A 24,656-nucleotide genomic window follows, 5' to 3' on the forward strand; every position below is an offset into this window, starting at 1 on the left:
ATAGCATGACAGCAGCACCGCCCCGTCCACCGCTCGAAGGCTTGCGCAAGCAGCTGCAGAAGAGTCGCGCCCAGAAAGGCCTGAAGCAAAGCCGGATGCCGCGCGACGGTTTCGTTCGCGAGACATTCACCCTGCCGAGGCTGGCGGCACGTGAAAAAGCGCGTGAATGGTTCGAGACATTCCCGAAAGCGGCCTACTGGACGGAAATCGAGAGCTGGTGCGAGCGCCCGGACGACGTGATCGAGTTCACCATGCGCCGGCTGGCGACTGCGGATTAGCGAACTGGTTCAGCCTAGCGGCTTAATTCAATGAATCGAGATTCGAATTAGGACATTGTAAAAACGCCCCGCGGCAGAAGTCCGGGGTGCTTTCAATTTTGGGTTGTTATATCGTAACCCGTTTTGTCTCACGTTGAAAGTTGGGTTTCAACGTGAGCCTGTTCGAGACGATCTAAACGAAGTTCTAGAATTTTACTTTCAGGCCAGCTGATACAGTTGCTGCCTGAAGCGAAGCGCCAGCGCCATCTGACGCGAAGCTCATCGTGCTGTCGGCGTGATCGAAAATTTGGGTGTCGCCTCTCATTTTCATGTGCTTTTCAAACCCGGCAGTGACGTAAAGGCTTGTTTGTTCGTTAAACGAATAGGAAGCGTTGGCTTGAAGTTCAAAGAATGGCGCTCTGTTAAATGTGTCAATGAAATGCAGATCGCGTAGCCAGTGATCGTCGAGATCTTTGCCGGAAACAGTGAGGCCAGCACGTCCAAGGGCACTGAACGACCATCGATCCACATTGGTGGTCCATTCGGAGCCAATGAAGAGTGCAGGCAAGCGCTGCTCGTAACTTATTACCTTTCCATCGGGGAGTGTGCTTGTGGTGTCACGAAAACCTTTTGAACTGTAGACGTAATCACCGCCCGAGGCCGTCCATTTCACATTCGTATATTTAAATCCGCCATGAATATTCAATGTATTCTGCGGGTTGATAACGAAGTTATGCCCCAGGGCGACGTCAAAATTGATGTAACGGTCCAAATCGGTTTCGCTTTGAGAGTGATCTGTCCAGTTGTTAAAGTCGTATCCGCTGAAACCACTCGCGTCGGAAAGCCAGTCATAATCGTGTAAATTTCCGCTCCCAGTCAGACCGACCTTCAAGTTTCCTGAAAATGTAAGGGTCAGAACCAATGTCTGCTGTTATCTTGCCGCTTAAAACTGGCATCTGAGACTTCCAGATAAGATGACTTATTCTGTTGTCTTGGTCATATACTATTTCGTCGGCCTTGATCCAGGAGTATCCTATGCCGCCAGAAAATGTATAATTTATATCTGTTGTTTTTTTATTTGAAATATCTGCCGAAATGGCATTGCTGCAGTTCAAAGAATATAAAAAAACAAAGAATATAAGTTTCTTCATTATTTAGTCCCATATCAATTAGAGTGTAATTTGAGATGGAGTAATTTTTATAATACTTTGAATCAACCGCTTGTTTGAGCTGGCAATTTTTATTCAAAAAACTGCCAGCTCAATGATTGGAGTTTTATTTCCCTGCAGTCTGCGGTGCTTTTTCCCACGCTTTCCAGTTCTGGATGATGCTGTCGGCATAGGCCTTCCCGACGCGATAGGCGTTGGTCGTGGCGAGCGGGAAGCCGCCGGAATTTGCGGCAAGCGATTCAGCAGCCGTCTGGTCCTTGCCCTGACGGTCGAAGTTCGACGCGGTGCGCAGCAATGCGATGCGGTTGAAATCGAGCTTGCCAGCGTCGGCAGCCCGTTTCAGCGAGGTCAGTGTGGCATTGTCTTCCATCTGTGAGGTGCAGTAGTCGGCCTTGCCGTCGGTCAGAAGCTTCGACCATTCGGTCATGGCTTCGCCGAGCTTCGCGCCGTGCCAGTAGGTATCGCCCGAAGCCGTATCGCAGATTGTGACCTTTGGTGCGCCAGTCGCCGCTTCCTGCGTGTAGTGCTTGCGGTATTCCTTCGCTGCGTCGCTATCGAGAAGTTCGATGCCCTTGGTTGTTGCCAGTGCGTAATCGGCCAGCTTGCCGTTCAGTTCGAAGACTTCAGTGCCCGCAGCCCATTTCGGCTTTTCGCCGGGCTTTGCAGCCCCGAGGCCGAAAAAGTCCGTTGGCCAGCCTTCCGGTGCTTCCCGAATGTCGATGCGGTGGTTCAGATTGGCATCGACGGAATATTTTGCCCAATGCGCCGATCCGAGTGTGCCGTGCTTCGGGTCGACACCGGCAATGCCAGCGATCAGAAAATAGGTATGCGAGAGGTCGAGCTTGTCGCTCAGCGCCATAGCCGCCGTCGCGCTTGCGGCATTGGCGAAGCCCATCGCCGTTGTCATGTGGCAGAGGCCTTCGGCGGTGCAGTCGATCTCTGGATATTCGGGGCTCAGGCCGGGCAGCTTGATCTTCTGCGTGAATTTTTCGCCTTCAAGCCATGGCTTGGCTTCTTCGCCGAACATGGTGATGACCATCACCTTTGGCGCGATGGGCGAAGCCTCCTTGGCGAAAGCCGGAGCACTTGCCAGCAGTGAAGCGGCGGAAGCAGCAAGAGTGAGTGTACGAACAGACAGGTTCATGGACGAAGCGAGCCTTTCAGACCGGATGGGGCGGGGGTGCTTTGCGAAGCCGGTCCTTTCGCGAAGCGCAATTCTGGCGTTGTCATTCCTGTCGGAGGGAATCGACCTTGTCCCTCCGCTGGCGCAGAGCTTCGCCTGCCGTCATCGCAACCGAAACCGCAAGATTTAGCGATCTCGCGCCGGGCATCATCGGGATCAGAAGCCGTGCATCGGCGGAATTGTGGACATTGTCGGGAACGCCCGACGACTCACGCCCGAAGAGCAGAATGTCATTTTCCTGAAACCGATAATCCGTATAGGGGATCGCTGCCTTGGTAGACAGCAACACGATCCGGCGCTTGGCCTGCAGGCGCCAGTCTTCGAAGTGGTGCCAGTCCGCATGGCGAGTGAGGGTTGCCTGTTCCAGATAGTCCATGCCGGCGCGCTTCAGGGACCGGTCGGAAATGTCGAACCCGGCAGGTTCGATCAAGTCGACCGCGAAGCCGAGGCAAGCGGCCATACGCAGGATGGTTCCCGTGTTGCCGGGAATGTCGGGCTGGTAAAGTGCGACGCGCAGTTCCATATGATGCGGGTAACGCGAAATACAGATTGCCGCAAGCACCGAAGGCGGCAACAGCCGGAACATCAACAGCTCCGGTGTCGTGATTTCTACAGAAAACATCTGTAGAAATATTCCCGTTTTGTTCCTCTTCCGTCTTGGCAATTCTTCCGGGACCACCTAAAAGGTGCACCATGTTCAGATGGTTTGAAAAACGACTCGAAGCTTATCCCGAAGAACCGCCGCGCGAGCCCCCGCGCGGACTGGTAGCCTTTTGCCTTTATTATACCCGCGGCGCCTGGCCGTGGATCATCGGCATGGCGATCTTCACCACGCTCATCGCCGTGATCGAAGTGTCGCTCTTTGCCTTCATGGGCAATATTGTCGACTGGCTGTCACATCAGTCGCGCGAGACATTTCTGAGCAATGAAGGCTGGCGGCTTGCGCTGATTGCTGGTGTTGTTCTGGTCGTCCTTCCGGGCGTAGTATTGATCCATTCGCTGCTTATCCACCAGACATTGCTCGGCAATTATCCGATGCGCGTGCGCTGGCTGATGCACCGTTACCTGATCCGCCAGTCGATGGCTTTCTTTCAGGATGAGTTTGCCGGGCGCATTTCAACCAAGCTGATGCAGACTGCGCTCGCCGTTCGTGAAACGGTGATGAAGCTTCTGGACGTGCTCAACTATGTGATCGTCTATTTCGCGGGCACGCTGTTCATTGCAGCGTCTGCGGACCTTGTCCTGATGATCCCGTTTGCCGTCTGGCTCGTCGTCTACATCATATTGCTGCGTGTTTTCATCCCGCGTCTGCGCGTGATTTCGGAACAGCAGGCCGATGCGCGTTCATCGATGACGGGACGTATCGTTGACAGCTACACCAATATCGCAACCGTGAAGCTTTTCTCGCATTCAAGCCGGGAAGAATCATATGTGAAGGAAAGCCTCGATGGCTTCCTCGGTACCGTGCATCGGCAGATGCGACTCATCACGTTGTTTCATTTCACGCTCTATATGGCGAACTGCATTCTGCTGTTTGCGGTGGGTGCAATCGGCATCCAGCTCTGGATGAATGAAGCGATTTCCGTCGGCGCCGTTGCTGTGGGCATCGGTCTGGTTTTGCGCCTCAACGGCATGTCGCAGTGGATCATGTGGGAAATGTCGGCCTTGTTCGAAAACATCGGCACGGTTGAAGACGGGATCACGACGATTGCGCGTTCGCATGAGGTCGTGGACGTCCCCAATGCACCGGCATTGCAGGTGACCAGAGGCGAACTCGACTTCGACAAGATCGGCTTCCATTACGGCAAGGGCAAAGGGGTTATCGAAAATCTCACGCTCACGATCCAGCCGGGCCAGAAAGTGGGCCTGGTTGGGCGGTCCGGTGCTGGCAAGTCCACGCTGGTCAATCTGCTGTTGCGCTTCTACGATCTGGAGAAGGGCCGCATTCTGATCGACGGGCAGGACATTTCCAAAGTCACGCAGGATTCGCTTCGCGCCAATATCGGCATGGTGACGCAGGATACCTCGCTTCTGCATCGTTCGGTTCGTGAGAACATCATGTATGGGCGGCCGGATGCCACCGAAGAAATGCTCCAGCAGGCCATTCGTCTGGCGCAGGCCGACCAGTTCATTCCGCTGCTGACCGATCCGAAGGGACGGCAGGGGCTGGATGCGCATGTTGGTGAACGCGGTGTCAAGCTTTCCGGCGGACAGCGCCAGCGCATCGCCATTGCGCGTGTGATGCTGAAGGATGCGCCGATCCTCATTCTGGACGAGGCGACCTCGGCGCTCGATTCGGAAGTCGAAGCAGCCATTCAGGATAGTCTCAACACCTTGATGGAAGGCAAGACCGTGATTGCCATCGCGCACCGCCTTTCCACCATTGCGGCACTTGATCGTCTGGTGGTGATGGACAAGGGGCGCATCGTCGAAGATGGCACGCATGAGGAACTTGTGGCGCTCGGCGGCATTTATGCAAGTCTATGGGCCCGCCAGTCCGGCGGTTTCCTCGGCTTCGATGAAAATCCCGAGGATGCGCTGGCACAATAAGGACAGAAGCCATTGATGAAAGCGGTTTACAGCCTGTTCGAACGTTGGGTCGATCCCTTTCGTGAACCGGACCGGCTGAGACCGCCTTCAACGACGCTCGGCTTTCTGTGGCATTATGCGAGGCAAGCGAAATGGCCGCTCGCCGTTTCGCTTGCGGTTGGCGGATTGCTGCCGCTGGTCGAGGCGGGCCTGTTCTATTTCACAGGCAGGCTGGTCGATATTCTCGATCAGGCGGGGAAGGGTGGCGTCGAACGAAGCTGGTCGGCGCTTTTGCAGGCGGCAGGGCCAGAGCTTCTGTTCATGGGCATAACCGTCCTTGTAATCCGCCTCGTCGTGACGGCGATCAACACGCTGCTGGAAGACCAGACCTTGTCGCCGGGTTTCTACAATATGATCCGCTGGCAGGCGAACTCCTATGTTCTCCGCCAGTCCTATGCCTTCTTCCAGAATGATTTTGCCGGGCGCATTGCCACCAAGGTCTGGCAGGCGGGGCAGGCGGCAGGCGATCTCATTGAAAGTCTCATTCAGGTCGTCTGGTTCATGGCGATCTACAGCATCACCACGCTGTTTCTGGTCGGTCGGCTCGACTGGCGGCTGGCAGTGGCGGTAGTCCTTTGGATCATTGCCTTCGGCTTCATCGCCTGGCGCTATCTGCCACGCATCCGCAAGCACGCCGAGGCTTCTGCCGAGGCGGGATCGATGATCAACGGGCGTATTGTCGACAGCTATTCCAATATTCAGACGATCAAGCTCAATACCGCCGATGACGATGAGCGCTATCTGCGTGACGGTTTCGAGCGGTATCTCGGCGCAATTCTTCCGTTCATGCGTTCACTCACCGGCGTTCGTGTTTCGCTCACCGCACTTTCCGGCCTGATGATCGTGACGGTTGCGGCGATTGCCATCGATTTGTGGACGCGCAATGCCATCACGGTCGGGCAGGTGTCGTTCACACTTGGCCTCGTGCTGCGCCTCAATATGCTCCTTGGCCGTCTCATGATGCAGCTCAATGGCATGCTGCGCCAGCTCGGACTGATCGAGAATTCCATGCGGCTGGTTTCTGCTCCGCTTGGTCTTGAGGATAGGCCCGGTGCCAAACCCTTGCAGGTGACAAAGGCGCGTATCGATGTTCAGGACGTCACGTTCCACTACGGCAAGGCGGCGGGCGTTCTCGACAATATCAACCTCACTGTGCGCGGTGGTGAACGCGTCGGTCTCGTCGGGCATTCCGGGGCGGGCAAGTCTACCCTCGTAAATCTCATCCTGCGCCTCTACGATGTCGAGAAAGGCGCGATCCTCGTGGACGGGCAGGACATTCGCGACGTCACCCAAACCTCGCTGCGTCGGGCGGTCGCGGTCGTCAGTCAGGAAACTGCATTGCTGCACAGGTCGCTGCGCGACAACATCATGCTGGCGCGCGACGATGCGACCGACGATGAACTGCTGCAGGCAGCACGTCAGGCCGAAGCCGATGGGTTCATTGCCAGTCTGGAGGATTTCCAGGGGCGGCGGTCGTTCGATGCCTTTGTGGGCGAGCGCGGCGTCAAGCTTTCCGGCGGGCAGCGCCAGCGCATTGCTATCGCTCGCGCTATTTTGAAGGACGCACCAATCCTCATCCTCGATGAGGCGACTTCCGCACTCGATTCGGAGGTCGAAGCTTCGATTCAGGAGAATTTGAAACGTCTTATGGATGGCAAGACGGTAATTGCGATTGCTCACCGCCTTTCCACCATCGCAGCGCTCGATCGTCTCGTTGTGATGGATCAAGGCCGCATCGTGGAGGAGGGAACGCATGACGAACTTATCGCCTGCGGTGGCATCTATGCGGGACTTTGGGCCCGCCAGTCGGGCGGTTTCATAGGGAGGAACGGAGAAAGCTGAAAGCTTTCCACTGTCTGTAATGCGTTATCGCTTTGCTGTGCATTCCCTGAATTGAGCAAGCAAATCCGCCTGCGACATCGTGCCGTCATAAGGGGTTGGTGTCTGGACAAGCGATTTTTACGCGCATAAACCGGATAGTGAAATGGAGGGAATTTCGTCCTGTGAGCACTTGCAGGACTACTTTTGCGCAAGTGCAAAAGAGGACGAGGGGAGAGTTCAATTGAACATGCAGGTTGAAAAGGAATTGGCACGTGAGCGCACACGACACGGCTGAGCCGACACGGCGTGATTTTTTGTATATTGCGACGGGAATGGCCGGTGTCGTCGGAGTTGGCGGACTGGCCTGGCCGTTTATCGACCAGATGCGTCCGGACGCTTCGACACTCGCGGCTGCGTCCATCGAGGTTGATGTTTCGTCCCTGACGGAAGGAGCATCACTAACTGTCAAATGGCGTGGTAAGCCGGTTTTCATTCGTAACCGCTCCGCCAAGGAAATCGAGGATGCCAAGACAACCGCTCTTGGTGATCTCAAGGATCAGAACGCACGCAACGCCAACCTCGCAGCGGATGCGCAGGCGACCGATGTCGCCCGCTCGGCAGGCGAGGGCAAGGAAAACTGGCTGGTGATGATCGGCGTGTGTACCCATCTGGGTTGCGTGCCGCTCGGTGAATCCGGTTCTTTCGGTGGCTGGTTCTGCCCATGCCATGGCTCGACCTATGACACTGCCGGACGTATCCGCAGTGGTCCGGCTCCGGAGAACATGCACATTCCGCAATATGCGTTCGCTTCCGATACGGTCATCAGGATCGGCTAACAGGTCTTGGGGAGAGAAGACATGAGTGGTGGACACTCCACATACACGCCGAAGACCGGCATCGAAAAATGGGTGGACGAACGGCTTCCCTTGCCACGTCTCGTCTATGATTCCTTCGTGGCCTATCCGACGCCGCGTAACCTGAACTACATGTACACTTTTGGTGGCATTTTGAGCTTCATGCTCATTTCGCAGATCCTGACCGGCGTTGTGCTGGCCATGCATTATGCTGCCGATACGGGCATTGCGTTCAATTCCGTCGAGAAGATCATGCGTGACGTCAACTCCGGTTGGCTGCTGCGCTACATGCACTCCAACGGTGCATCCTTCTTCTTCATTGCCGTCTATCTCCATATCGCTCGCGGTCTCTATTACGGTTCCTACAAGGCGCCGCGCGAGCTTCTGTGGATTCTGGGCGTGGTGATCTTCCTTCTCATGATGGCTACCGCCTTCATGGGCTACGTGCTGCCATGGGGCCAGATGTCCTTCTGGGGTGCGACGGTTATCACCGGCTTCTTCACGGCTTTTCCGATCATCGGCGAACCGATCCAGCAGCTTCTGCTGGGCGGCTTTGCGGTCGACAATCCAACGCTCAACCGCTTTTTCTCGCTGCACTATCTGCTGCCGTTCATGATTGCCGGTGTCGTCATCCTGCACGTCTGGGCGCTGCATGTGACGGGTCAGACCAATCCGACCGGCATTGAAGTCAAGTCCAAGACCGACACGCTGCCGTTCACGCCTTATGCGACCATCAAGGACGCTTTCGGCGCGCTCGTCTTCTTCGTGTTCTTTGCCTACTTCGTCTTCTACATGCCGAACTTCCTCGGTCATCCGGATAACTATATCCCGGCCGATTCTCTGAAGACACCTGCTCACATCGTTCCGGAATGGTACTTCCTGCCGTTCTACGCGATGCTGCGCGCCATCACCTTCAACATCGGCCCGATCGACTCGAAGCTCGGCGGCGTTCTGACCATGTTCGGTTCGATCGCAATCCTCTTCGTCGTGCCGTGGCTCGATACGTCGAAGGTTCGTTCGGCTGTCTATCGTCCGTGGTTCAAGCTGTTCTTCTGGCTGTTCGTGATCAACGCCATCTTCCTCGGCTGGCTGGGTTCGCGTCCTGCGGAAGGTTCCTACGTCTTCATGGCGCAGCTCGGTACGCTCTACTACTTTGCTTTCTTCATCATCATCATGCCGGTCATCGGCCTGATCGAAACGCCGAAGCGTTTGCCGAACTCGATCACCGAGGCGGTTCTGGAGAAGAGCGGCAAGGCCGGGGTTACCCCCGTGGAAATCCCTGTTGAAACTCGGGGCTGAACCAGCGAGAGAGATGAAGGACGTAACAATGAAAAACATCCTCAAGAATTTCGCTGCCTTCGGTATTGCTCCGCTGGTCGCGCTTGGTATCGCCCTGGGTGGTGCCTCGGCTGAGGAAGGCGGCAATGCCGCGGAGCCGGAACATTTCCCGATCCACCATCCCAAGCAGGAAAAGTGGAGCTTTGCCGGTCCGTTCGGAACCTATGACAAGGGACAGCTTCAGCGTGGCCTGAAGGTCTACAAGGAAGTTTGTTCGGCCTGTCATTCGATGAATCTGGTGGCGTTCCGCACGCTGGAAGGTCTCGGCTACTCACCGGAGCAGGTCAAGGCATTTGCCGCTGAATATGAAGTGCAGGACGGGCCGAATGCGGATGGCGAAATGTTCACCCGCAAGGCGATCCCGACTGATCACTTCCCGGCGCCATTTCCGAACGCGAACGCAGCTGCGGCCGCGAACAACGGGGCAGCTCCTCCGGACTTCTCGCTGATCGCGAAGGCTCGTGGTGTTGAACGCGGCTTCCCGACCTTCATCTTCGACATATTCACGCAATATGCCGAAGCAGGTCCGGACTACATCCATTCACTGCTGACCGGCTATGATGAACAGCCACCAGCGGGGATGCATATTCCGGAAGGGACGCATTTCAACCCATACTTCATCGCCGGCAAATCGCTGGCCATGGCAAAGCCGCTGAGCGACGACCAAGTCACCTATGACGATGGTTCGCCGCAAACGGTGGATCAGTATGCACGCGACGTTTCGGCATTCCTGATGTGGGCTGCAGAGCCGCATCTGGAAGATCGCAAGCGGACCGGTTTCCGGGTCATCATATTCCTGATCCTTTTTGCCGGTCTGGTTTATGTCGCCAAGCGTTCGATCTGGTCGGATGTTAAACACTGACAATAGATCAACCTGAATTAAAAGATGGGCGCAGTGGGCGCCCATTTTTTTTGTGCTGGAACTGGAAGATCAGCCTTGCCACAATTAGACCATGAAAATGACCGTGCGTCGCCGCAATGTTCTTGGCAGAAATGGGCGGTTTCTTTTGCAATTTGCCCGTTTGAGGGTGTAAAGGTCCTTGGTCCCAACTTTGCCTTGATTAACTTGACCGGCCCGCAGGCCGCCTGAAAGGATGGAAAATGGAATCCGGATTTAAAGCCAGCTTGAAGGATGCGATCCGCACCATTCCGGACTATCCCAAGCCGGGCGTCCAATTCCGTGACGTGACGACGCTTATGGGCGATGCGCAGGCATTCCGTCGTTCCGTCGATGAGCTGGTCTATCCCTATGCAGGCAACAAGGTCGACAAGGTAGCGGGCATCGAAGCACGTGGCTTTATTCTCGGCGGCGCAATCGCGCATCAGCTTTCGGCTGGTTTCGTACCGATCCGCAAGAAGGGCAAGCTGCCGCGCGATACAGTGCGCATTGCCTACAGCCTTGAATATGGCATCGATGAAATGGAGATGCATCGCGACGCGATTGAGAAGGGCGAACGGATCATTCTGGTGGACGATCTGATCGCCACGGGCGGAACGGCGGAAGCGGCAGCGAAGCTTCTGCTTCAGATGGGCGCAGAGATCGTCGCAGCCTGCTTCATCATCGACCTGCCGGATCTCGGCGGACGCAAGAAGCTGGAAGCTCTTGGCGTGCCGGTCCGCACGCTCGTGGCCTTTGAAGGCGACTGAGAATACGAAAAAGCCCGGACATTGCTCCGGGCTTTGTTATTTCAGGCATCAGCCTTGGGCGGCAGTTTCACCATCGCCGCATTGTCGAAGGACAGCACCTCTTCGCCATTCTGGTTATGGGCGCTCGTCGTCATAGTCAGCATCGACCAGCCGGGGCGGGAGGCGAGCGGCCTTATGGCGTGGACCAGGCGCTTGTAGGTGATCGTATCTCCGGCATAGACGGGCTTCGACCATTTCAAGTTTTCAAAGCCGGGTGAGGGGCCGAATGTCGGCGGCGTCTCGCCGCGTTTCAGAGCTTCCTTCGTTGCCTTGACGATGGAAGCGACATTGAGCTTCATGAACACTGCAGTGGTGTGCCAGCCGGAAGCGCAAAGTCCGCCGAAGACACTCTTCTTTGCCGCTTCGCTGTCCAGATGGAACGGCTGCGGATCATATTTCCTGGCGAAATCGATGATTTCCTCGGCAGTAAACGTATAGCTGCCGATGGCGAGGTTCTGCCCGAGATTTTCTTCCAGGAAACTCATGACGCCCCTCCTGCCGTCGCATCGTGATCGCGGCGCAGCATCATGCATGGATGCTGCATTTCGCACACGCTCTCACCACGCTGATTGAACAGTTCATGGTGGAACGTCACCAACCCGATGGCCGGGCGCGATTTGGAAATGCGCTTGTCCTTGATGGTCGTCACACCATTCAGCGTATCGCCCGCAAGCACGGGGCGTTTCCAACGCGTGAATTCGACGCCGGGACCGCCCTGTGACGTTGAGTTTGTAAGATAGGCATCACAGACCATGCGCATGATGAGGGAGGTGGTCTGCCATCCCGATGCCGCCAGCCCGCCGAGCACGCTCGCCTTGCCTGCTTCCTCATCAAGATGGAACGGCTGCGGATCGAACTCGCTGGCAAACTCGATGATTTCTTGCTTGTTGATCGTACGAGGACCGAAGGGAAGGGTCATTCCCGGCTCCATATCCTCATAAGCATATTTAGGCAGAGGCTTGCTCACCCTCGATCTCCTCCGAGTAGGCATAAAGAAAAGGCCGCCGGTTTTCGGCGGCCTGAACGTATCAGGTATTGAAGCGGAACAGCATCACATCGCCGTCATGGACGATGTATTCCTTGCCTTCGTCCCTTGCCTTGCCGGCTTCCTTCGCTCCGACTTCGCCATTGTATTTGACGTAGTCTTCATAGGCGATGGTCTGGGCGCGGATGAAGCCGCGCTCGAAATCGGTATGAATGACACCGGCAGCACCGGGAGCCTTGGTGCCGCGCCGGATTGTCCAGGCGCGGGTTTCCTTCGGTCCTGCGGTGAAATAGGTGATGAGGTCGAGAAGCTTGTAACCGGCGCGGATCAGGCGGTCGAGGCCCGGTTCCTCAAGGTCCATGCTTTCCAGATATTCCTTGGCTTCCTCATCGGGAAGCTGCGCAACTTCCGCTTCGATTGCAGCCGAAATGATGACCGTCTGGGCACCCTGTTCCTCGGCCATCTTGTCGACGGCAGCGCTATACTCGTTGCCCTTGGCCGCATCGCCTTCAGCGACGTTGCAGACATAAAGAACCGGCTTGGAGGTGAGAAGGTTCAGGCCCTTCAGCGTCAGCAGGTCTTCTGCGGCAATATCCTTCAGCATCAGGCGGACCGGCTGGCCGTTCTGAAGCAGTTCGAGTGCTGCTTCCATCACCGGCAGAATGGTGAGGGCTTCCTTGTCCTTGCCGGTAGCGCGCTTGCGGATCTGCACGATGCGGCGCTCGATGCTTTCGAGGTCCGACAGCATCAACTCCGTCTCAACCGTCTGGGCGTCCGATACCGGATCGATACGACCTTCGACATGGGTGATATCGTCATCCTCGAAGCAACGCAGCACATGCACGATGGCATCCACTTCGCGGATATTGGCGAGGAACTGGTTGCCGAGACCTTCACCCTTCGATGCGCCGCGCACGAGGCCGGCAATATCAACGAAGTTGATGCGGGTCGGGATGATTTCCTTCGAACCGGCAATCCGGGCGATATCGTTCTGGCGCGGATCGGGAACCGCCACTTCGCCCGTGTTCGGCTCAATGGTGCAGAACGGATAGTTTGCGGCCTGTGCGGCGGCCGTTTTGGTCAGCGCGTTGAAAAGCGTCGACTTGCCAACATTTGGCAGACCGACGATGCCGCATTTGAAACCCATGATCGTACCTATCAGACTAGAATTCTATTGTTGTGGCTATGCGTCATCGGACCGTGAAGCGTCAAGAGGCGGAGGCGTCGCGCCCTTGGGAACGGCTTACTTTTACGCATTCTCCCATGCAAAACCGCTTCGCACTTTTGCTGGAAATGCTTTAGTCCTTTTTGCCAAGCAGCTTTTTCAGCATTTCAGCCATCGGGCCGCTGGCAGGAATATTCGGCTTCTTCTGGTTCTGCCGCGCCTGGCGAATATGGCTCTGCGCCTTTGGTGGCGCCTTTTCCAGTTGTGCGGGATCGGCCTTGAAACCGCTGGGCCGTTGATTGCCGTCGCCCATGGCGAGCGCAATGCGGTTCATGAAGCTGTTGTCTTCGCCCTTGGCGGCAAGCAGGCCCACATTGTCGGCAATAGCGCCCAGGAGCGTATCCAGCCATTCATTGTCGGCCTTGGCGAAATCGCCGAGGACATAGTTATGCACGAGTTCCTTCGCACCCGGATGGCCGATGCCAAGCCGCATGCGGCGATAATTCTGGCCGCCGGGGAAGGCCTGCATATGCGCGTCGATGGATTTGATGCCGTTATGGCCGCCGGAGCCGCCGCCGGTCTTGATGCGCAGCTTGCCGGGAATGAGGTCGAGTTCGTCATAAATCACGACAAGATCGGCAGGTGTCAGCTTGTAGAAGCGCATGGCTTCGCCGATGGACTGACCCGAAAGGTTCATAAAAGTCTGCGGCTTGACCAGCAGCACTTTTTCGCCGTCGATCACACCGTCGGCAATCTCGGCCTGAAACTTCTTCTGCCAGTTGGAAAAGCGATGGCGGCGGAATATTTCATCCGCCGCCATGAAACCGATATTGTGCCGGTTATGCGCATATTTGGGGCCCGGATTGCCAAGACCTGCAATGAGCAGCATGGTTCAGAGCCCCTTCTGTAGCGCTTCCCGAAAAGTGGGAACCGGTTTTCGGATAAGAAGCGCGTTAGCGCTCCTGTGCGGAAAGCGATTATTCGCCGTCCTTGGCTTCTTCTTCTGCAGCGCCTTCCGAAGCAGCTTCTTCCGACTTCAGGCCGGCAGGAGCAGCAATCGTGGCGATGGTGAAGTCGCGATCCTGGATGGCAGCGGTCACGCCCTTCGGCAGCTTGATCGCCGAAATGTGGACGGAGTCGCCGATTTCGAGGCCGGTCAGGTCGAACTCGAGTGCTTCCGGAATTGCATTGGCCGGAACGATCAGTTCAACGTCGTGACGAACGATGTTGAGAACGCCGCCGCGCTTGATGCCCGGAGCTGCTTCTTCGTTCTTGAAGTGAACAGGAACATTCACGTGGACGACCGACTTCGCGGAAACGCGCAGGAAGTCGACATGCTGCGGGAAGTCACGGACCGGATCCAGCTGGTAGTCCTTCGGGAGGACCTGAATCTTCTTGCCGTCTACTTCGATCGTGGCAACAGTGGTCTTAAAGCCACCGCCATGAATCTTGTAGAAGATCTCCTTGTAGGAGACGGCGATTGCGAGGGGTTCCTGCTTGTCGCCATAGATGACTGCAGGAATCTGGCCGTTGCGACGCAGTTCGCGGGAGGACCCCTTACCAACCCGGGTACGCAGATCGGCCTTGAGCACGTAAGTCTCGCTCATGGCATTTCCTTTCGATGTTACTGGAGTGTCGCTCGCTGTATAGTCTGCGCATGATCTTGTCCGAAAACCGGTTTCCACTTTTCGGGATCATGCTTCAACAAACGACATGAAACAGCCCGTATTGTCTGTCACAAGGTGAAAGACCGGACCGCTCCATTCCGCGTTGCCTCCAAGGGTGTCTACGCGGATGGCGCTGGCTATAGACCATAGCGTGCGGCGGCGCAAGTTTTTTGGATTTGCCTTACACGGGAGGGCAACGGGCCATAGTTGAAAAAACGATCTCGATGGCCTATATTCGGATCGGTAGCTGAAGCGCGAACTCCAGCTACCGTGTTCTTAGCTAAAGAAATGTACCCGCACTGTGGCTTGCCAGCTGGTGCGGGTTTTCTTTATTCTAAGCGTGAATCTAATGGGTATTAACCACATAGAGTCCACCTCCGAATAGAGGGCAAAGCCTATGCCTAGGTCGGAGCGGCTCATCCTCCCCGACGCGCCCGCTGGCTGGACGCTTGCTGCTTTTGCCCCCTGTTTGGATAGCTATCAAAACTTCAGGTTGAAATCTACCGCCCGGCATCTGTGGGCATCTGTCTTAACGGGTGGCGATGACGACCGCAAAAGTGTTAAGCGAATGCCTGATCGACCGCAGGCTTGGCCGTGCGAGTCGTTTGTTCCTGCTATGTTGAAACAAGGAGGCGAGATGCAGGTCGGTATCGACATGGGTGCAGTTGCTGGAAGCGGTTCTGCCTCGGCAGCGGCGCTTGGCGGTGGCAAGCAGGCCATGCTTGATCTTGAGGAGCTTCTCGCCACGCGTCTGCTCGTGCAGGGCAATTCCGGCTCCGGCAAATCGCATCTTTTGCGCCGCCTTCTGGAACAGAGCGCGCAATGGGTGCAGCAGTGTATCGTCGATCCGGAAGGCGATTTCGTCACGCTGGCCGATCTTTATGGCCATGTCGTCGTTGATGCCGCCCGCACCGAAGCCGAACTGACCCGCATTGCCGGACGTATCCGCCAGCACCGTGTTTCGGTGGTGCTCAATCTGGAAGGGCTGGACGTCGAGCAGCAGATGCGCTCCGCTGCGGCTTTTCTTGGCGGTTTGTTCGATGCCGAGCGCGACTATTGGTATCCGATGCTCGTGGTTGTGGATGAGGCGCAGCTTTTTGCGCCTGCCGCCGCCGGTGAAGTGTCGGATGAAGCGCGCAAGCTTTCGCTCGGCGCGATGACCAATCTCATGTGTCGCGGACGAAAGCGCGGCCTTGCGGGGGTTATCGCTACGCAGCGACTGGCGAAGCTTGCCAAGAACGTTGCAGCTGAAGCTTCGAACTTCCTCATGGGGCGTACATTTCTCGATATCGACATGGCGCGCGCCGCTGATCTTCTGGGCATGGAGCGCAAGCAGGCGGAAATGTTCCGCGATCTGCAGCGCGGACATTTCGTGGCGCTTGGCCCCGCATTGTCGCGTCGTCCATTGCCGATCAAGATCGGCAAGGTGGAGACATCGGCGCGGTCTTCATCGCCGAAACTGATGCCACTTCCTGATGCGCCGGAAGATGCGCTCGACCTCATCTTCACGCCTGCGCCGCAGGAAATCCGTGCTGCCGTGCGCAGAGCGCCGCCGCCTCCACCGCCGCCATCGACGGCGGAGATTCTGGCGCAGGTAGCAAAGCCGAAGCCCGAAGCCGAACCGGCACAGGAACCTTTGTTCCCCGGCATGGTGGAAGCCGAACGGGATGAGCTCCTCGAAAAGGTCATGCGCGAGATCGTGGACGATCCGGAAGCGTCGTTCCGGTCCGTGGCCGTGCTTTATCAGGACTTTCTGGTGCGCTGTCGCATTCACCGCGTTCCGGGCGAACCGCTGGCTCTCCCTGCCTTCCGCCGCAGGCTGGCGGTGGCGCAGGCCAGCATTGAAAGCGATGTGGCCAGTGGCGAAACATGGCAGCAGGCGCTGTCCCTGTCGGAAAGCCTCACCGACGATGTGCAGGGCGTGTTCCTGATCGTTGCGCAGGCGGCTGTCACCGGCGCGCCTTGCCCGTCCGACGCAGCGCTGGCGCGCGCCTATGGCACGCACTCGTTCAGTCGTGCCCGGCGTCTGCTGACCTATTTTGAAGAACGCGGACTTCTGGTTGTGCGCAATGATTTCAAGGGAATGCGTATCGTCAATTTCCCCGATCTCGCCTGCGAAACGGCACCGGGCGACCCGAATGCGCCGGATGAGCTGGCGGAAGAAGGCGCTGCGGCTGAGTAAGCTGTGAAAACTGTCATGAACCTGTAATGATCCTCGCCGACAGCTGCACTACTGTTGCATTCTTCGTGATGCCGGGCTGCAAAGAGCAATTTGCCTGCGTTCCGGTGCTCACGTACCTTTAAGTACGCTCTGCTCCGGTACTCGAAAATCACTCTTTTCGCCACGGCCTGACGAATTTGCAACTGTAGTGCCAGGGATCATTCAGGATGACAGCGTGACACAGCCAATTCAGCAACCGGGCTACAAAGAACTCTTCGCGACATTCGGCAAGATCGGGCTTCTGTCGTTCGGCGGGCCGGCCGCGCAGATCGCCATGCTGCAGCGCATTCTCGTGGATGAAAAGAAATGGATGGATCAGGAACGGCTGATCCATGCGCTCAATTTCTGCATGTTGCTGCCGGGCCCGGAAGCCATGCAGCTTGCGACCTATTCCGGTTGGGCGGTTAAGGGCTGGCGCGGCGGCCTTCTGGCCGGGCTTCTGTTCGTGCTGCCCGGCGCTGTCGTCATGCTTGCATTGTCGGCGCTGTATATCTCCTTCGGGCATGTCGACATCGTGGCCGGGCTGTTGTTCGGCCTCAAGGCTGCGGTTCTCGCCGTGGTTTTTGAAGCGCTTTATCGCATGGCCAAACGGACACTGGCCTCGGGGTTTTCCTATGCGGTGGCGATTGCGGCATTCGTTGCGATAGCCTTCCTGAAACTGCCGTTTCCGCTCGTCGTTCTGCTGGCGGCTCTTGCAGGTGGCCTGCGGCATATCGTGCAGGGAAATGGTGCTGCCACAATTCTGGGAGAGGCGACGCCTGGCGCCTTGCGCGAATTCACGCAGCAAACGCTCATCTGGGGCGGGCTGTGGCTTTTACCTTTGCTCGGGCTTTTCTTCGCTTTTGGTGGCGCGCATGTTTTTGTGCAGGAGGCGGCATTCTTCTCAAAACTGGCGGCGGTGACTTTCGGTGGCGCCTATGCCGCGCTGTCCTATACGGCGCAGCAGGCGGTCGAGCATTTCGGCTGGATGAAGCCGGGGGAAATGCTGACCGGGCTCGGTCTGGCGGAAACCACGCCGGGACCGCTGATCCTGGTGCTGGTCTTTGTCGGCTTTGTGGGGGCTGCGAACCTGTCGGGCCTGCCGCCGCTTCTGGGCGGCTTTTTCGGCGGACTGATCGCGCTCTGGTTTACCTTCGTGCCCTGTTTTCTATGGATATTGGCGGGCGCGCCATTCGTGGAGCGGCTGCGTCAGGTGCGCTGGCTGTCGGCCATGCTGGGCGGGATTACGGCTGCGGTCGTCGGCGTGATTGCCAATCTGGCGCTGTGGTTCTCGCTGCATGTCCTGTTTTCGCAGATTGTCGAGAAGGCTGTCGGCCCCTTCACATTGCCGCTGCCGGTCTGGGGCACAATAGACAATGCCGCCGTCCTGATTGCAGGCGCGGCGGCATTCTTGCTTGTTGTTCTGAGGCTCAACATGCCGCTCGTGCTGTTGCTGGCGGCATGTCTCGGAATTGTAATCCGGCTGGTGTTTTAGTCGAACAGGCTCGAAACGGACTCTTCCGCTGCCGTGCGGGCGATGGCTTCGCCAATCAGGTCCGAGATCGAGAGGACGCGGATATTTGGCGCATCATTGATGGCGGTGGTCGGCTGGATGGAATCGGTGATGACCAGTTCCTTCAGCTTGGACGAGGCGATACGGGCAACGGCGCCGCCGGACAGAACACCATGCGTGATGTAAGCGGTGACGCTGTTCGCGCCCTTGGCCAGCAGGGCCTCGGCTGCGTTGCAGAGCGTGCCGCCGGAATCAACGATATCGTCGAACAGCAGACAATCTTTGCCAGCCACTTCACCGATGACGTTCATGACTTCCGATTCACCTGGACGTTCGCGACGCTTGTCGACGATGGCGAGCTGCGCATCGATGCGCTTTGCGAGCGAACGGGCGCGAACCACGCCGCCAACGTCAGGCGAAACGACCATGCAGTTGCCGGTCGCGTAATTGGCCTTCACATCGCGCGCGATGACCGGAACGGCATAGAGATTGTCGGTCGGGATATCGAAGAAACCCTGAATCTGGCCGGCATGAAGGTCAAGCGTCAGGACGCGGTTCGCACCGGCTTCGGTGATGAGATTGGCGACCAGCTTGGCAGAGATCGGCGTACGCGGGCCGGGCTTGCGGTCCTGACGGGCATAGCCGAAATAGGGCAGGACGGCGGTGATGCGACGTGCCGACGAGCGGCGGAAGGCGTCGATCATGATGAGCAGTTCCATCAGGTGATCGTTTGCCGGGTAGGAAGTCGATTGCAGTACGAATACGTCTTCGCCGCGCACGTTTTCCTGAATCTCTACGAAGATTTCCTGATCGGCGAAGCGACGGACGCTGGCCTTACCGAGTGGAATGTTGAGATACTGAGCAACGGATTCGGCAAGAACCCGGTTGGAGTTGCCTGCGAAAAGTTTCATTCTTTTGCCTCTGACGCCGATGCGGTCGCGGTTTGCAGTTTGGTTCTGTCGCAACAGTCCGCCGGAACGGACTTAATCTCTTAAAAACTTTAAAGCTGCGTACGGTCTGACCGGCCAAGTACTGCAGCTAGAAAGGTTTTCTTTCGGATGTGGGGCCTATTGCAAAGAGTCATCGCCATTGCAAGGCCCTCGGGAACACAATTGCTGTAAAAAGCCCGGTTTTCCGGCTTTCCCACAGTAGGCAAAACAGATTCAGCAAAAGATTTCAGTCTTTTGCTGCCAAAGCAAGTTTCTATGCGCGATTTGCCGCAAGCCAGGTCGAATATTCCTGCATGGTGCGGTCGGCGATTGTCTGCATTGCGGAAGCCGGAACGACACTCCATGAGTCTGCGGCAGCCCCCTGAACTTTCTCCTGCCCCTGTATCCGGTGAAGGCGGTTGCCGGAAGCATCCAGAACATCCCAGACGTAAAGCACGGTGGTCTGATTATCTTCCGAAAGAACGGAGAAGTATCCTTTCATCACATAGGCAGCACTTGGATCATTATTGCCTGCAAGCTCAATGCCCTTCGTCTTGGCATCGTCATTCATGCGATGGGTCAGCGGCGTCACCACATTGACCGGTGCGCCGACAATCGGGGCGATATGCAACTTGCCCGGCTTGAGCGCTGCACTGCGCTGCGGTGCCACTGGCGTGGTCGTCGCAGGTGCTGTGCCGGTCGTGGCCGGAGTTGTTCCCGTGGGCTGCACGGGAGCGGTGCCCGTCGCCGGGGTGCCCGGTGTCGCGGCTGGCGTAGTAGTTTGCCCGGAATTTTGCCCGGAATTTTGATTGCTACCCTGTACGTTCAGAGCGGACTCAGTGCTGTTGCAGGCGGCCAGGACGCTTGTAAGCACTCCGGCCAGCAACAACATCGTTGAAAGACGTGCCTTGTTCATGTTCGGCTTCATGCTCCTGAAGGCGCAGGTTCTCTGCGGTCGGGCATTTTCAGTTCAAAATAATCTATCGATTTTATCGACGTGCATCTTGCCCGAAAGCCGCTTTGCAGTTTCCGGGTTGCGCTTGTGGCAGTTTTATCGCCGATTGCGCCTCATTTTACAATCATATCAAGAGAATGGCGGGATAATGGCTGAGCTGCGCCATTTGTTGTGAGATATGTCTGCCCCAGCGTCATGGCGGTTTGGGTGTCGGAATCCATGATGATCATATGTGCGAAAAGCGTCATGTCCGGCTGGATGCTTTCCGGGTTTCCGGCATAGAATATCTGCGGGTCCATCCATGATGGCGTGAAACGTGCTCCCACCGAATAGCCACAAGTATTGAGGCGATGGCGGGTAAGGCCGTGTGCCTCCATGGTCCGCGCATGGGCGTCAAAGACGTCGCCGAATGTCGAGGCGGGCGTCATGGCTGCTTCCACGGCCTCCAGCGCCTCGCGTGCAGCCGCATAGAGCTCTTGATGATGTGTGGTCGGCTTGCCGACGACGATCGTGCGCATCATCGGCGCGTGGTAATGCCGGAAGACGCCCGACCATTCGAGCGTGAGCTGATCGTTCTTGTTCAGCTTGCGCCGACCGGATTTGTAGCGGCAGAGCAGGGCATCGTCGCCGGAGCCGATGATATATTCGTTGGCGGGAAAATCGCCGTCGCCGGCAAAATTGGTGCTCATCATCGCAGCCAGAATATCGGCTTCGCTCGCCCCGCCTTTGGTGAGCTTTATCGCAGCGTCGAGTATGTCGTCACTGAGTTCGGCGGCGCGTTTCGCATAGGCAATTTCCGCAGGGCTTTTGAGCAGCCGCAGGCGATCCACCATGCCGGAAGCATCGTAAAGCTTGGCAAAGCTCTGCAGCTGTTCGTCCAGCTTGCGCGCATTGGCGCCGGTAAGGCCATGTGTCTGGTACTCGATCCCGATCCGGGTGCCGAGAAGGTCGAGTTCGGTCAGAATATTGCGAAGGTCGGAAGCCGGATTGGCATTGTCGCGATCGGTCCAGACGACGACGTTCTCGATGTTCGACGTATGACGCGCCTGCCGCAAATCGGCGGAGCGTGTCATCAGCACCATCGACCCGTCGGCCTTCACGACGAGGCATTGGAAGAAGCAGAAGCCGAACGTGTCATAGCCGGTCAGCCAGTACATGCTCTCCTGCGCGAACAGCAGAAGCGCATCCAGCTTTTCCTCCTCCATCTTCAAGATCAGACGGTCGCGACGTGCTGCGAATTCTTCCGGCTCGAAGTGAAGGGCCATGCGGTTCTCCTAATCTTCTATGATGGCGATCGCTGCAATCTGACGCCCGTAGTCGGGTTCATTGCGATGGGTGGTGCGCCGGTAGGAATAGAATTGTTCCTCATCGGCATAGGTGCACTGGCGAAGGGATTCTGCCCGCACACCAGCCCTCGTCAGCCGGTCGGTGATGAATGTCCACAGATCGAACAGCTTGTGTTCCGGCTTGTCGGAAGGCCGGAAATAGGTGGTGTAGGCAGCATCTCTGCCGATGAATTCTGCATAGAATTCCGGCCCGACTTCGTAATTTTCCGGCCCGATGGTCGGCCCGAGAACAGCAACGATGTTCTCGCGTTTCGCACCGAGGCCGATCATGGCTTCAATCGTGTTTTCAAGGACACCGCCGAAAGCGCCACGCCATCCGGCATGGGCGGAGCCGATGATTCCCGCTTCGTGATCTGCAAAAAGCACAGGCCCGCAATCGGCGGACAAAGCACCAATGGCGATGCCCGGCACATTTGTGACCATTGCGTCGGCCTTCGGGCGTGGAGCGCCGAACGGCTCGGTGACGTGGAGGACATCGGGCGAATGAACCTGATGCACGGTCATGAGATGATCGGGTGCAACGCCAAGGTTCTCGGCGACGCGGCGGCGATTCTCGGCAACTTTTTCCGGCACATCGTTTGACCCGCTTCCAACGTTCAGGCCCGTATAGATGCCATCGGAAACACCGCCCTTGCGGGTGAAAAAGCCATGCGCGATCCGCTTCCCGTTCTGTCCGACGGGCTTTTCAAGGAGAGGCGAGCGGAGTGGTTGCGGCATATCGGTCATCTTGCTTCACTTTCCAAAGTGTCTGGTCCAAAAGTCGCCATGCCTTGCTGCAAATGGCGTTTTTCTCCGCTTCCGGTGCTCATGTACCTTTAAGTACACTGCGCTCCGGTTCTCGAAAACCACCATTTTCGCTACGGCCTGACGCTTTTTGATCCAGACACTAAACGGCGGGATGGTGGGGGAGGAGAGTCTGCTTGTCAATCGAAGCTTTCGCCGTCATGGAACTGCAAACGGAATGAGTTTTGTGTCGGAATCGCTGATGGCCAGCACCTTGAACAAGGTTCCCATTTGATCGGGTGCGGCCAGTCTTTCGACGTCCTGCCGGATTTTTTCCTGAAACGCTGCGTCCTTGCCCGTACCGAGCCGTCCGGCGCGATCAAGCAGGCCCATTGCGAGCAGAAATTCACCTTGCGTCGTCATTCCGGTCTTGCAGCCGCTGGCCCGCGCGGTCTTGTCCAGAATGTCGAAATCGACGTGGCTGGTGAGGTCCGCAATGCCCGGATTGGCAAATACATCGTCAAACCCGTGTTTCAACATGGCTTGCAGCGTATCGCCGAAACCGGCTTTCAGATGGCCATAGTCGATGTTGAGCGCTGCGCCGCGTGTGGTCGCGATACGGCTGGCGATTTCCTGCATCAAGGCGGTGCGCGCCGGGGCCGCTTCAAAGATTGCACCTTCGGGTGCTTCCGCATGGCCTGCAGGTAACAGTGCCGGATCTATGCCGCCCAGACCGCTGACGAAATGGAATTCGCCCTTTTCGTCGAGCGCGATCATCCGTTCGACAAAGCGGCCATCGACCTTGACGAACTGCCGAAACGGGATCGCATCGAACAGCTCATTGGTCACGAGGATCAGCGGCCCGTCAGCTATGTTGGAAAAGCGCTCGAACCAGTCGATCTTCGCGCCTGCGTCGGACAGTTTTTCCTTTTGCTTTTCGGCAAGGCGCGGGCTCGTTTCGACCATGGCGACACGCACATGGCCCAGCATTTGCGGGGCGAGCCTGCCAATGGTGCGCAGCATATCGCTCATCAGCGTGCCGCGACCGGGGCCGATTTCACAAAGCACGATATTGTCCGGTCGTCCCAGCGCATCCCATTCGCTGACGCACCAGATGCCGATCAGTTCACCGAACATCTGGCTTACTTCCGGCGCAGTGATGAAGTCGCCGTCACGTCCGAAAGGTTCGCGTGTCGTATAATAGCCTGACTCGCGGTCGCCGAGGCAGGCTGCCATGTAATCGGCGACGCTGATCGGCCCGGAAGTGGCGATCAGGCGTTTCAGCCGGTCTTTCAGCGAAAGATCAGGCATCCTTGGCTGCAGTCCGGTTTGCGCGCCACATGGCCCAAAGCCCGATCAGTACCATCGGCACCGAGAGGACCATGCCCATGGTAAGCCAGCCGCCAAACAGATAGCCGAGCTGCGCATCCGGCTCGCGGAAGAATTCGACCACGATACGGCTGAGGCCGTACCCTGTGACGAAAGCGCCAGCAATGAAGCCGGGCTTCTTCAGTTTGCGTCCGACCCAGACGAGGAGGAACAGTACGAAGAAGAGGACCACACCTTCAAGGAAAGCTTCGTAAAGCTGGCTTGGATGACGCGGCAGCGGGCCTCCATTGGGGAAGTAGACTGCCCATGGCACATCACTGACACGACCCCAAAGTTCCGAATTGATGAAATTGGCGACGCGCACCACGCCAAGCCCGACAGGAACACCGGCGGCAATCGTGTCGAACATGCTCCAGACCTTGATGCCACGCGAGCGGGCAAACAGGATCATGGCGAGTGTTGTGCCCAGAATGCCGCCGTGAAACGACATGCCGCCATCCCATACCGCCGGAATGGCAAGCGGGTTGGAGATATAATAGGAGAAATTATAGAAGAGCACGTAGCCGATACGACCGCCGAGCACGACGCCAAGCGCTGCCCAGATGACGAAATCATCGAGGGCTTCCGGCGCCATGGGCGGCTGGTTGTTGGCCCACAGGCGGTGGCTCCGTAGGAGCTTCTTGCCGTACCACCAGGCGAACATGATGCCGACGACATAGCCGAGGCCGTACCAGTGCACTGCCAGCGGTCCGACCCGGAAGATCACCGGATCGATATTTGGGAAGGCGAGCGCCGATGCGGGCAGCAACGTCTCAATCATGAAATCACTCCGTTTTGTGACGGAACATGCTGGACCGACCCGTTGTGGTCAAGCTGTTCCCGTCGGCTGCAAATCGCGTTTGCAAATAGCGTTTGCAAATAGCGTTTTCCGGGCTTCCGGTGCTGAT

At 57.2% G+C, this 24,656-nt stretch carries 23 protein-coding genes; 9 read left to right on the forward strand and 14 right to left on the reverse strand.

Annotated features, from left to right (window positions below; genetic code table 11):
- Positions 1 to 5 precede the first annotated feature (5 nt).
- Positions 6 to 278 carry a hypothetical protein gene (locus OANT_RS08420; RefSeq protein WP_010659602.1) on the forward strand — a complete coding sequence of 91 codons (273 nt, stop codon included), beginning with the start codon at positions 6 to 8 and terminating at the stop codon, positions 276 to 278.
- Between the two features lie 184 nt (positions 279 to 462).
- On the opposite strand, the gene OANT_RS08425 is transcribed toward OANT_RS08420, so the two are convergent.
- The 3 genes from OANT_RS08425 to OANT_RS08435 form a co-directional block, all read right to left on the reverse strand.
- Complete coding sequence (locus OANT_RS08425) at positions 463 to 1,179, reverse strand: omptin family outer membrane protease (RefSeq protein WP_012091656.1); 717 nt, start codon at positions 1,177 to 1,179, stop codon at positions 463 to 465.
- A 353-nt stretch (positions 1,180 to 1,532) separates the two neighbouring features.
- A complete protein-coding gene (locus OANT_RS08430) occupies positions 1,533 to 2,570 on the reverse strand; it encodes a purine-nucleoside phosphorylase (RefSeq protein ID WP_012091657.1) in 1,038 nt (345 codons plus the stop codon).
- An 82-nt stretch (positions 2,571 to 2,652) separates the two neighbouring features.
- Positions 2,653 to 3,132, reverse strand: coding sequence for a tRNA (cytidine(34)-2'-O)-methyltransferase (locus OANT_RS08435; RefSeq protein WP_010659606.1), 480 nt, complete (start codon positions 3,130 to 3,132; stop codon positions 2,653 to 2,655).
- 170 nt (positions 3,133 to 3,302) lie between these two features.
- Between OANT_RS08435 and OANT_RS08440 the strand changes: the two genes are divergently transcribed.
- The 6 genes from OANT_RS08440 (at position 3,303) to OANT_RS08465 (ending at position 10,858) form a co-directional block, all read left to right on the forward strand.
- The gene (locus OANT_RS08440; RefSeq protein ID WP_012091659.1) at positions 3,303 to 5,159 is read left to right on the forward strand and encodes an ABC transporter ATP-binding protein; all 1,857 of its coding nucleotides are present in this window, start codon (positions 3,303 to 3,305) and stop codon (positions 5,157 to 5,159) included.
- A gap of 15 nt (positions 5,160 to 5,174) precedes the next feature.
- Positions 5,175 to 7,040, forward strand: coding sequence for an ABC transporter ATP-binding protein (locus OANT_RS08445; RefSeq protein ID WP_012091660.1), 1,866 nt, complete (start codon positions 5,175 to 5,177; stop codon positions 7,038 to 7,040).
- A 251-nt stretch (positions 7,041 to 7,291) separates the two neighbouring features.
- Positions 7,292 to 7,855: a ubiquinol-cytochrome c reductase iron-sulfur subunit gene (gene petA / locus OANT_RS08450; protein WP_010659609.1), complete on the forward strand. Its 564-nt coding sequence runs from the start codon at positions 7,292 to 7,294 to the stop codon at positions 7,853 to 7,855.
- Positions 7,856 to 7,876: 21 nt separating this feature from the next.
- A complete protein-coding gene (locus OANT_RS08455) occupies positions 7,877 to 9,172 on the forward strand; it encodes a cytochrome b (RefSeq protein WP_010659610.1) in 1,296 nt (431 codons plus the stop codon).
- Between the two features lie 28 nt (positions 9,173 to 9,200).
- Positions 9,201 to 10,073 (forward strand): cytochrome c1, encoded by an 873-nt coding sequence (locus tag OANT_RS08460; protein ID WP_012091661.1) that lies wholly within the window; start codon positions 9,201 to 9,203, stop codon positions 10,071 to 10,073.
- 239 nt (positions 10,074 to 10,312) lie between these two features.
- Complete coding sequence (locus OANT_RS08465) at positions 10,313 to 10,858, forward strand: adenine phosphoribosyltransferase (RefSeq protein ID WP_010659612.1); 546 nt, start codon at positions 10,313 to 10,315, stop codon at positions 10,856 to 10,858.
- Between the two features lie 41 nt (positions 10,859 to 10,899).
- On the opposite strand, the gene OANT_RS08470 is transcribed toward OANT_RS08465, so the two are convergent.
- The 5 genes from OANT_RS08470 to OANT_RS08490 form a co-directional block, all read right to left on the reverse strand.
- Complete coding sequence (locus OANT_RS08470) at positions 10,900 to 11,382, reverse strand: MaoC family dehydratase (RefSeq protein WP_012091662.1); 483 nt, start codon at positions 11,380 to 11,382, stop codon at positions 10,900 to 10,902.
- Positions 11,379 to 11,864 (reverse strand): MaoC family dehydratase, encoded by a 486-nt coding sequence (locus OANT_RS08475; protein ID WP_012091663.1) that lies wholly within the window; start codon positions 11,862 to 11,864, stop codon positions 11,379 to 11,381. The genes OANT_RS08470 and OANT_RS08475 overlap by 4 nt, the downstream gene beginning before the upstream one ends.
- Before the next feature lie 61 nt (positions 11,865 to 11,925).
- Positions 11,926 to 13,029 (reverse strand): redox-regulated ATPase YchF, encoded by a 1,104-nt coding sequence (gene ychF / locus OANT_RS08480; RefSeq protein ID WP_010659615.1) that lies wholly within the window; start codon positions 13,027 to 13,029, stop codon positions 11,926 to 11,928.
- Positions 13,030 to 13,180: 151 nt separating this feature from the next.
- A complete protein-coding gene (gene pth, locus OANT_RS08485) occupies positions 13,181 to 13,936 on the reverse strand; it encodes an aminoacyl-tRNA hydrolase (protein WP_010659616.1) in 756 nt (251 codons plus the stop codon).
- 88 nt (positions 13,937 to 14,024) lie between these two features.
- Positions 14,025 to 14,654, reverse strand: coding sequence for a 50S ribosomal protein L25/general stress protein Ctc (locus OANT_RS08490; protein ID WP_010659617.1), 630 nt, complete (start codon positions 14,652 to 14,654; stop codon positions 14,025 to 14,027).
- 697 nt (positions 14,655 to 15,351) lie between these two features.
- Here OANT_RS08490 and OANT_RS08495 point away from each other — a divergent pair.
- On the forward strand, positions 15,352 to 16,896 hold the full coding sequence (locus OANT_RS08495) for an ATP-binding protein (RefSeq protein WP_012091664.1): 1,545 nt from the start codon (positions 15,352 to 15,354) through the stop codon (positions 16,894 to 16,896).
- A 214-nt stretch (positions 16,897 to 17,110) separates the two neighbouring features.
- On the forward strand, positions 17,111 to 18,409 hold the full coding sequence (gene chrA, locus OANT_RS08500; RefSeq protein WP_012091665.1) for a chromate efflux transporter: 1,299 nt from the start codon (positions 17,111 to 17,113) through the stop codon (positions 18,407 to 18,409).
- Here chrA and OANT_RS08505 read toward each other — a convergent pair.
- The 6 genes from OANT_RS08505 to lgt all read right to left on the reverse strand — a co-directional run bounded on the left by OANT_RS08505 (position 18,406) and on the right by lgt (position 24,529).
- Positions 18,406 to 19,338 (reverse strand): ribose-phosphate pyrophosphokinase, encoded by a 933-nt coding sequence (locus OANT_RS08505; protein ID WP_012091666.1) that lies wholly within the window; start codon positions 19,336 to 19,338, stop codon positions 18,406 to 18,408. The two genes, chrA and OANT_RS08505, sit on opposite strands and share 4 nt — an antisense overlap.
- A 292-nt stretch (positions 19,339 to 19,630) precedes the next feature.
- Positions 19,631 to 20,284, reverse strand: a complete 654-nt coding sequence (locus OANT_RS08510; RefSeq protein ID WP_012091667.1) for a hypothetical protein — start codon at positions 20,282 to 20,284, stop codon at positions 19,631 to 19,633.
- A 140-nt stretch (positions 20,285 to 20,424) separates the two neighbouring features.
- On the reverse strand, positions 20,425 to 21,576 hold the full coding sequence (locus OANT_RS08515; RefSeq protein WP_010659622.1) for a M24 family metallopeptidase: 1,152 nt from the start codon (positions 21,574 to 21,576) through the stop codon (positions 20,425 to 20,427).
- A gap of 9 nt (positions 21,577 to 21,585) precedes the next feature.
- A complete protein-coding gene (gene pgeF, locus OANT_RS08520) occupies positions 21,586 to 22,383 on the reverse strand; it encodes a peptidoglycan editing factor PgeF (protein ID WP_012091668.1) in 798 nt (265 codons plus the stop codon).
- 216 nt (positions 22,384 to 22,599) lie between these two features.
- Positions 22,600 to 23,691 (reverse strand): class I SAM-dependent methyltransferase, encoded by a 1,092-nt coding sequence (locus OANT_RS08525; protein ID WP_012091669.1) that lies wholly within the window; start codon positions 23,689 to 23,691, stop codon positions 22,600 to 22,602.
- Positions 23,684 to 24,529, reverse strand: coding sequence for a prolipoprotein diacylglyceryl transferase (gene lgt, locus OANT_RS08530; RefSeq protein WP_012091670.1), 846 nt, complete (start codon positions 24,527 to 24,529; stop codon positions 23,684 to 23,686). The genes OANT_RS08525 and lgt overlap by 8 nt, the downstream gene beginning before the upstream one ends.
- Positions 24,530 to 24,656: the final 127 nt, after the last annotated feature.

Source organism: Brucella anthropi ATCC 49188, assembly GCF_000017405.1.
Lineage (GTDB): Bacteria > Pseudomonadota > Alphaproteobacteria > Rhizobiales > Rhizobiaceae > Brucella > Brucella anthropi.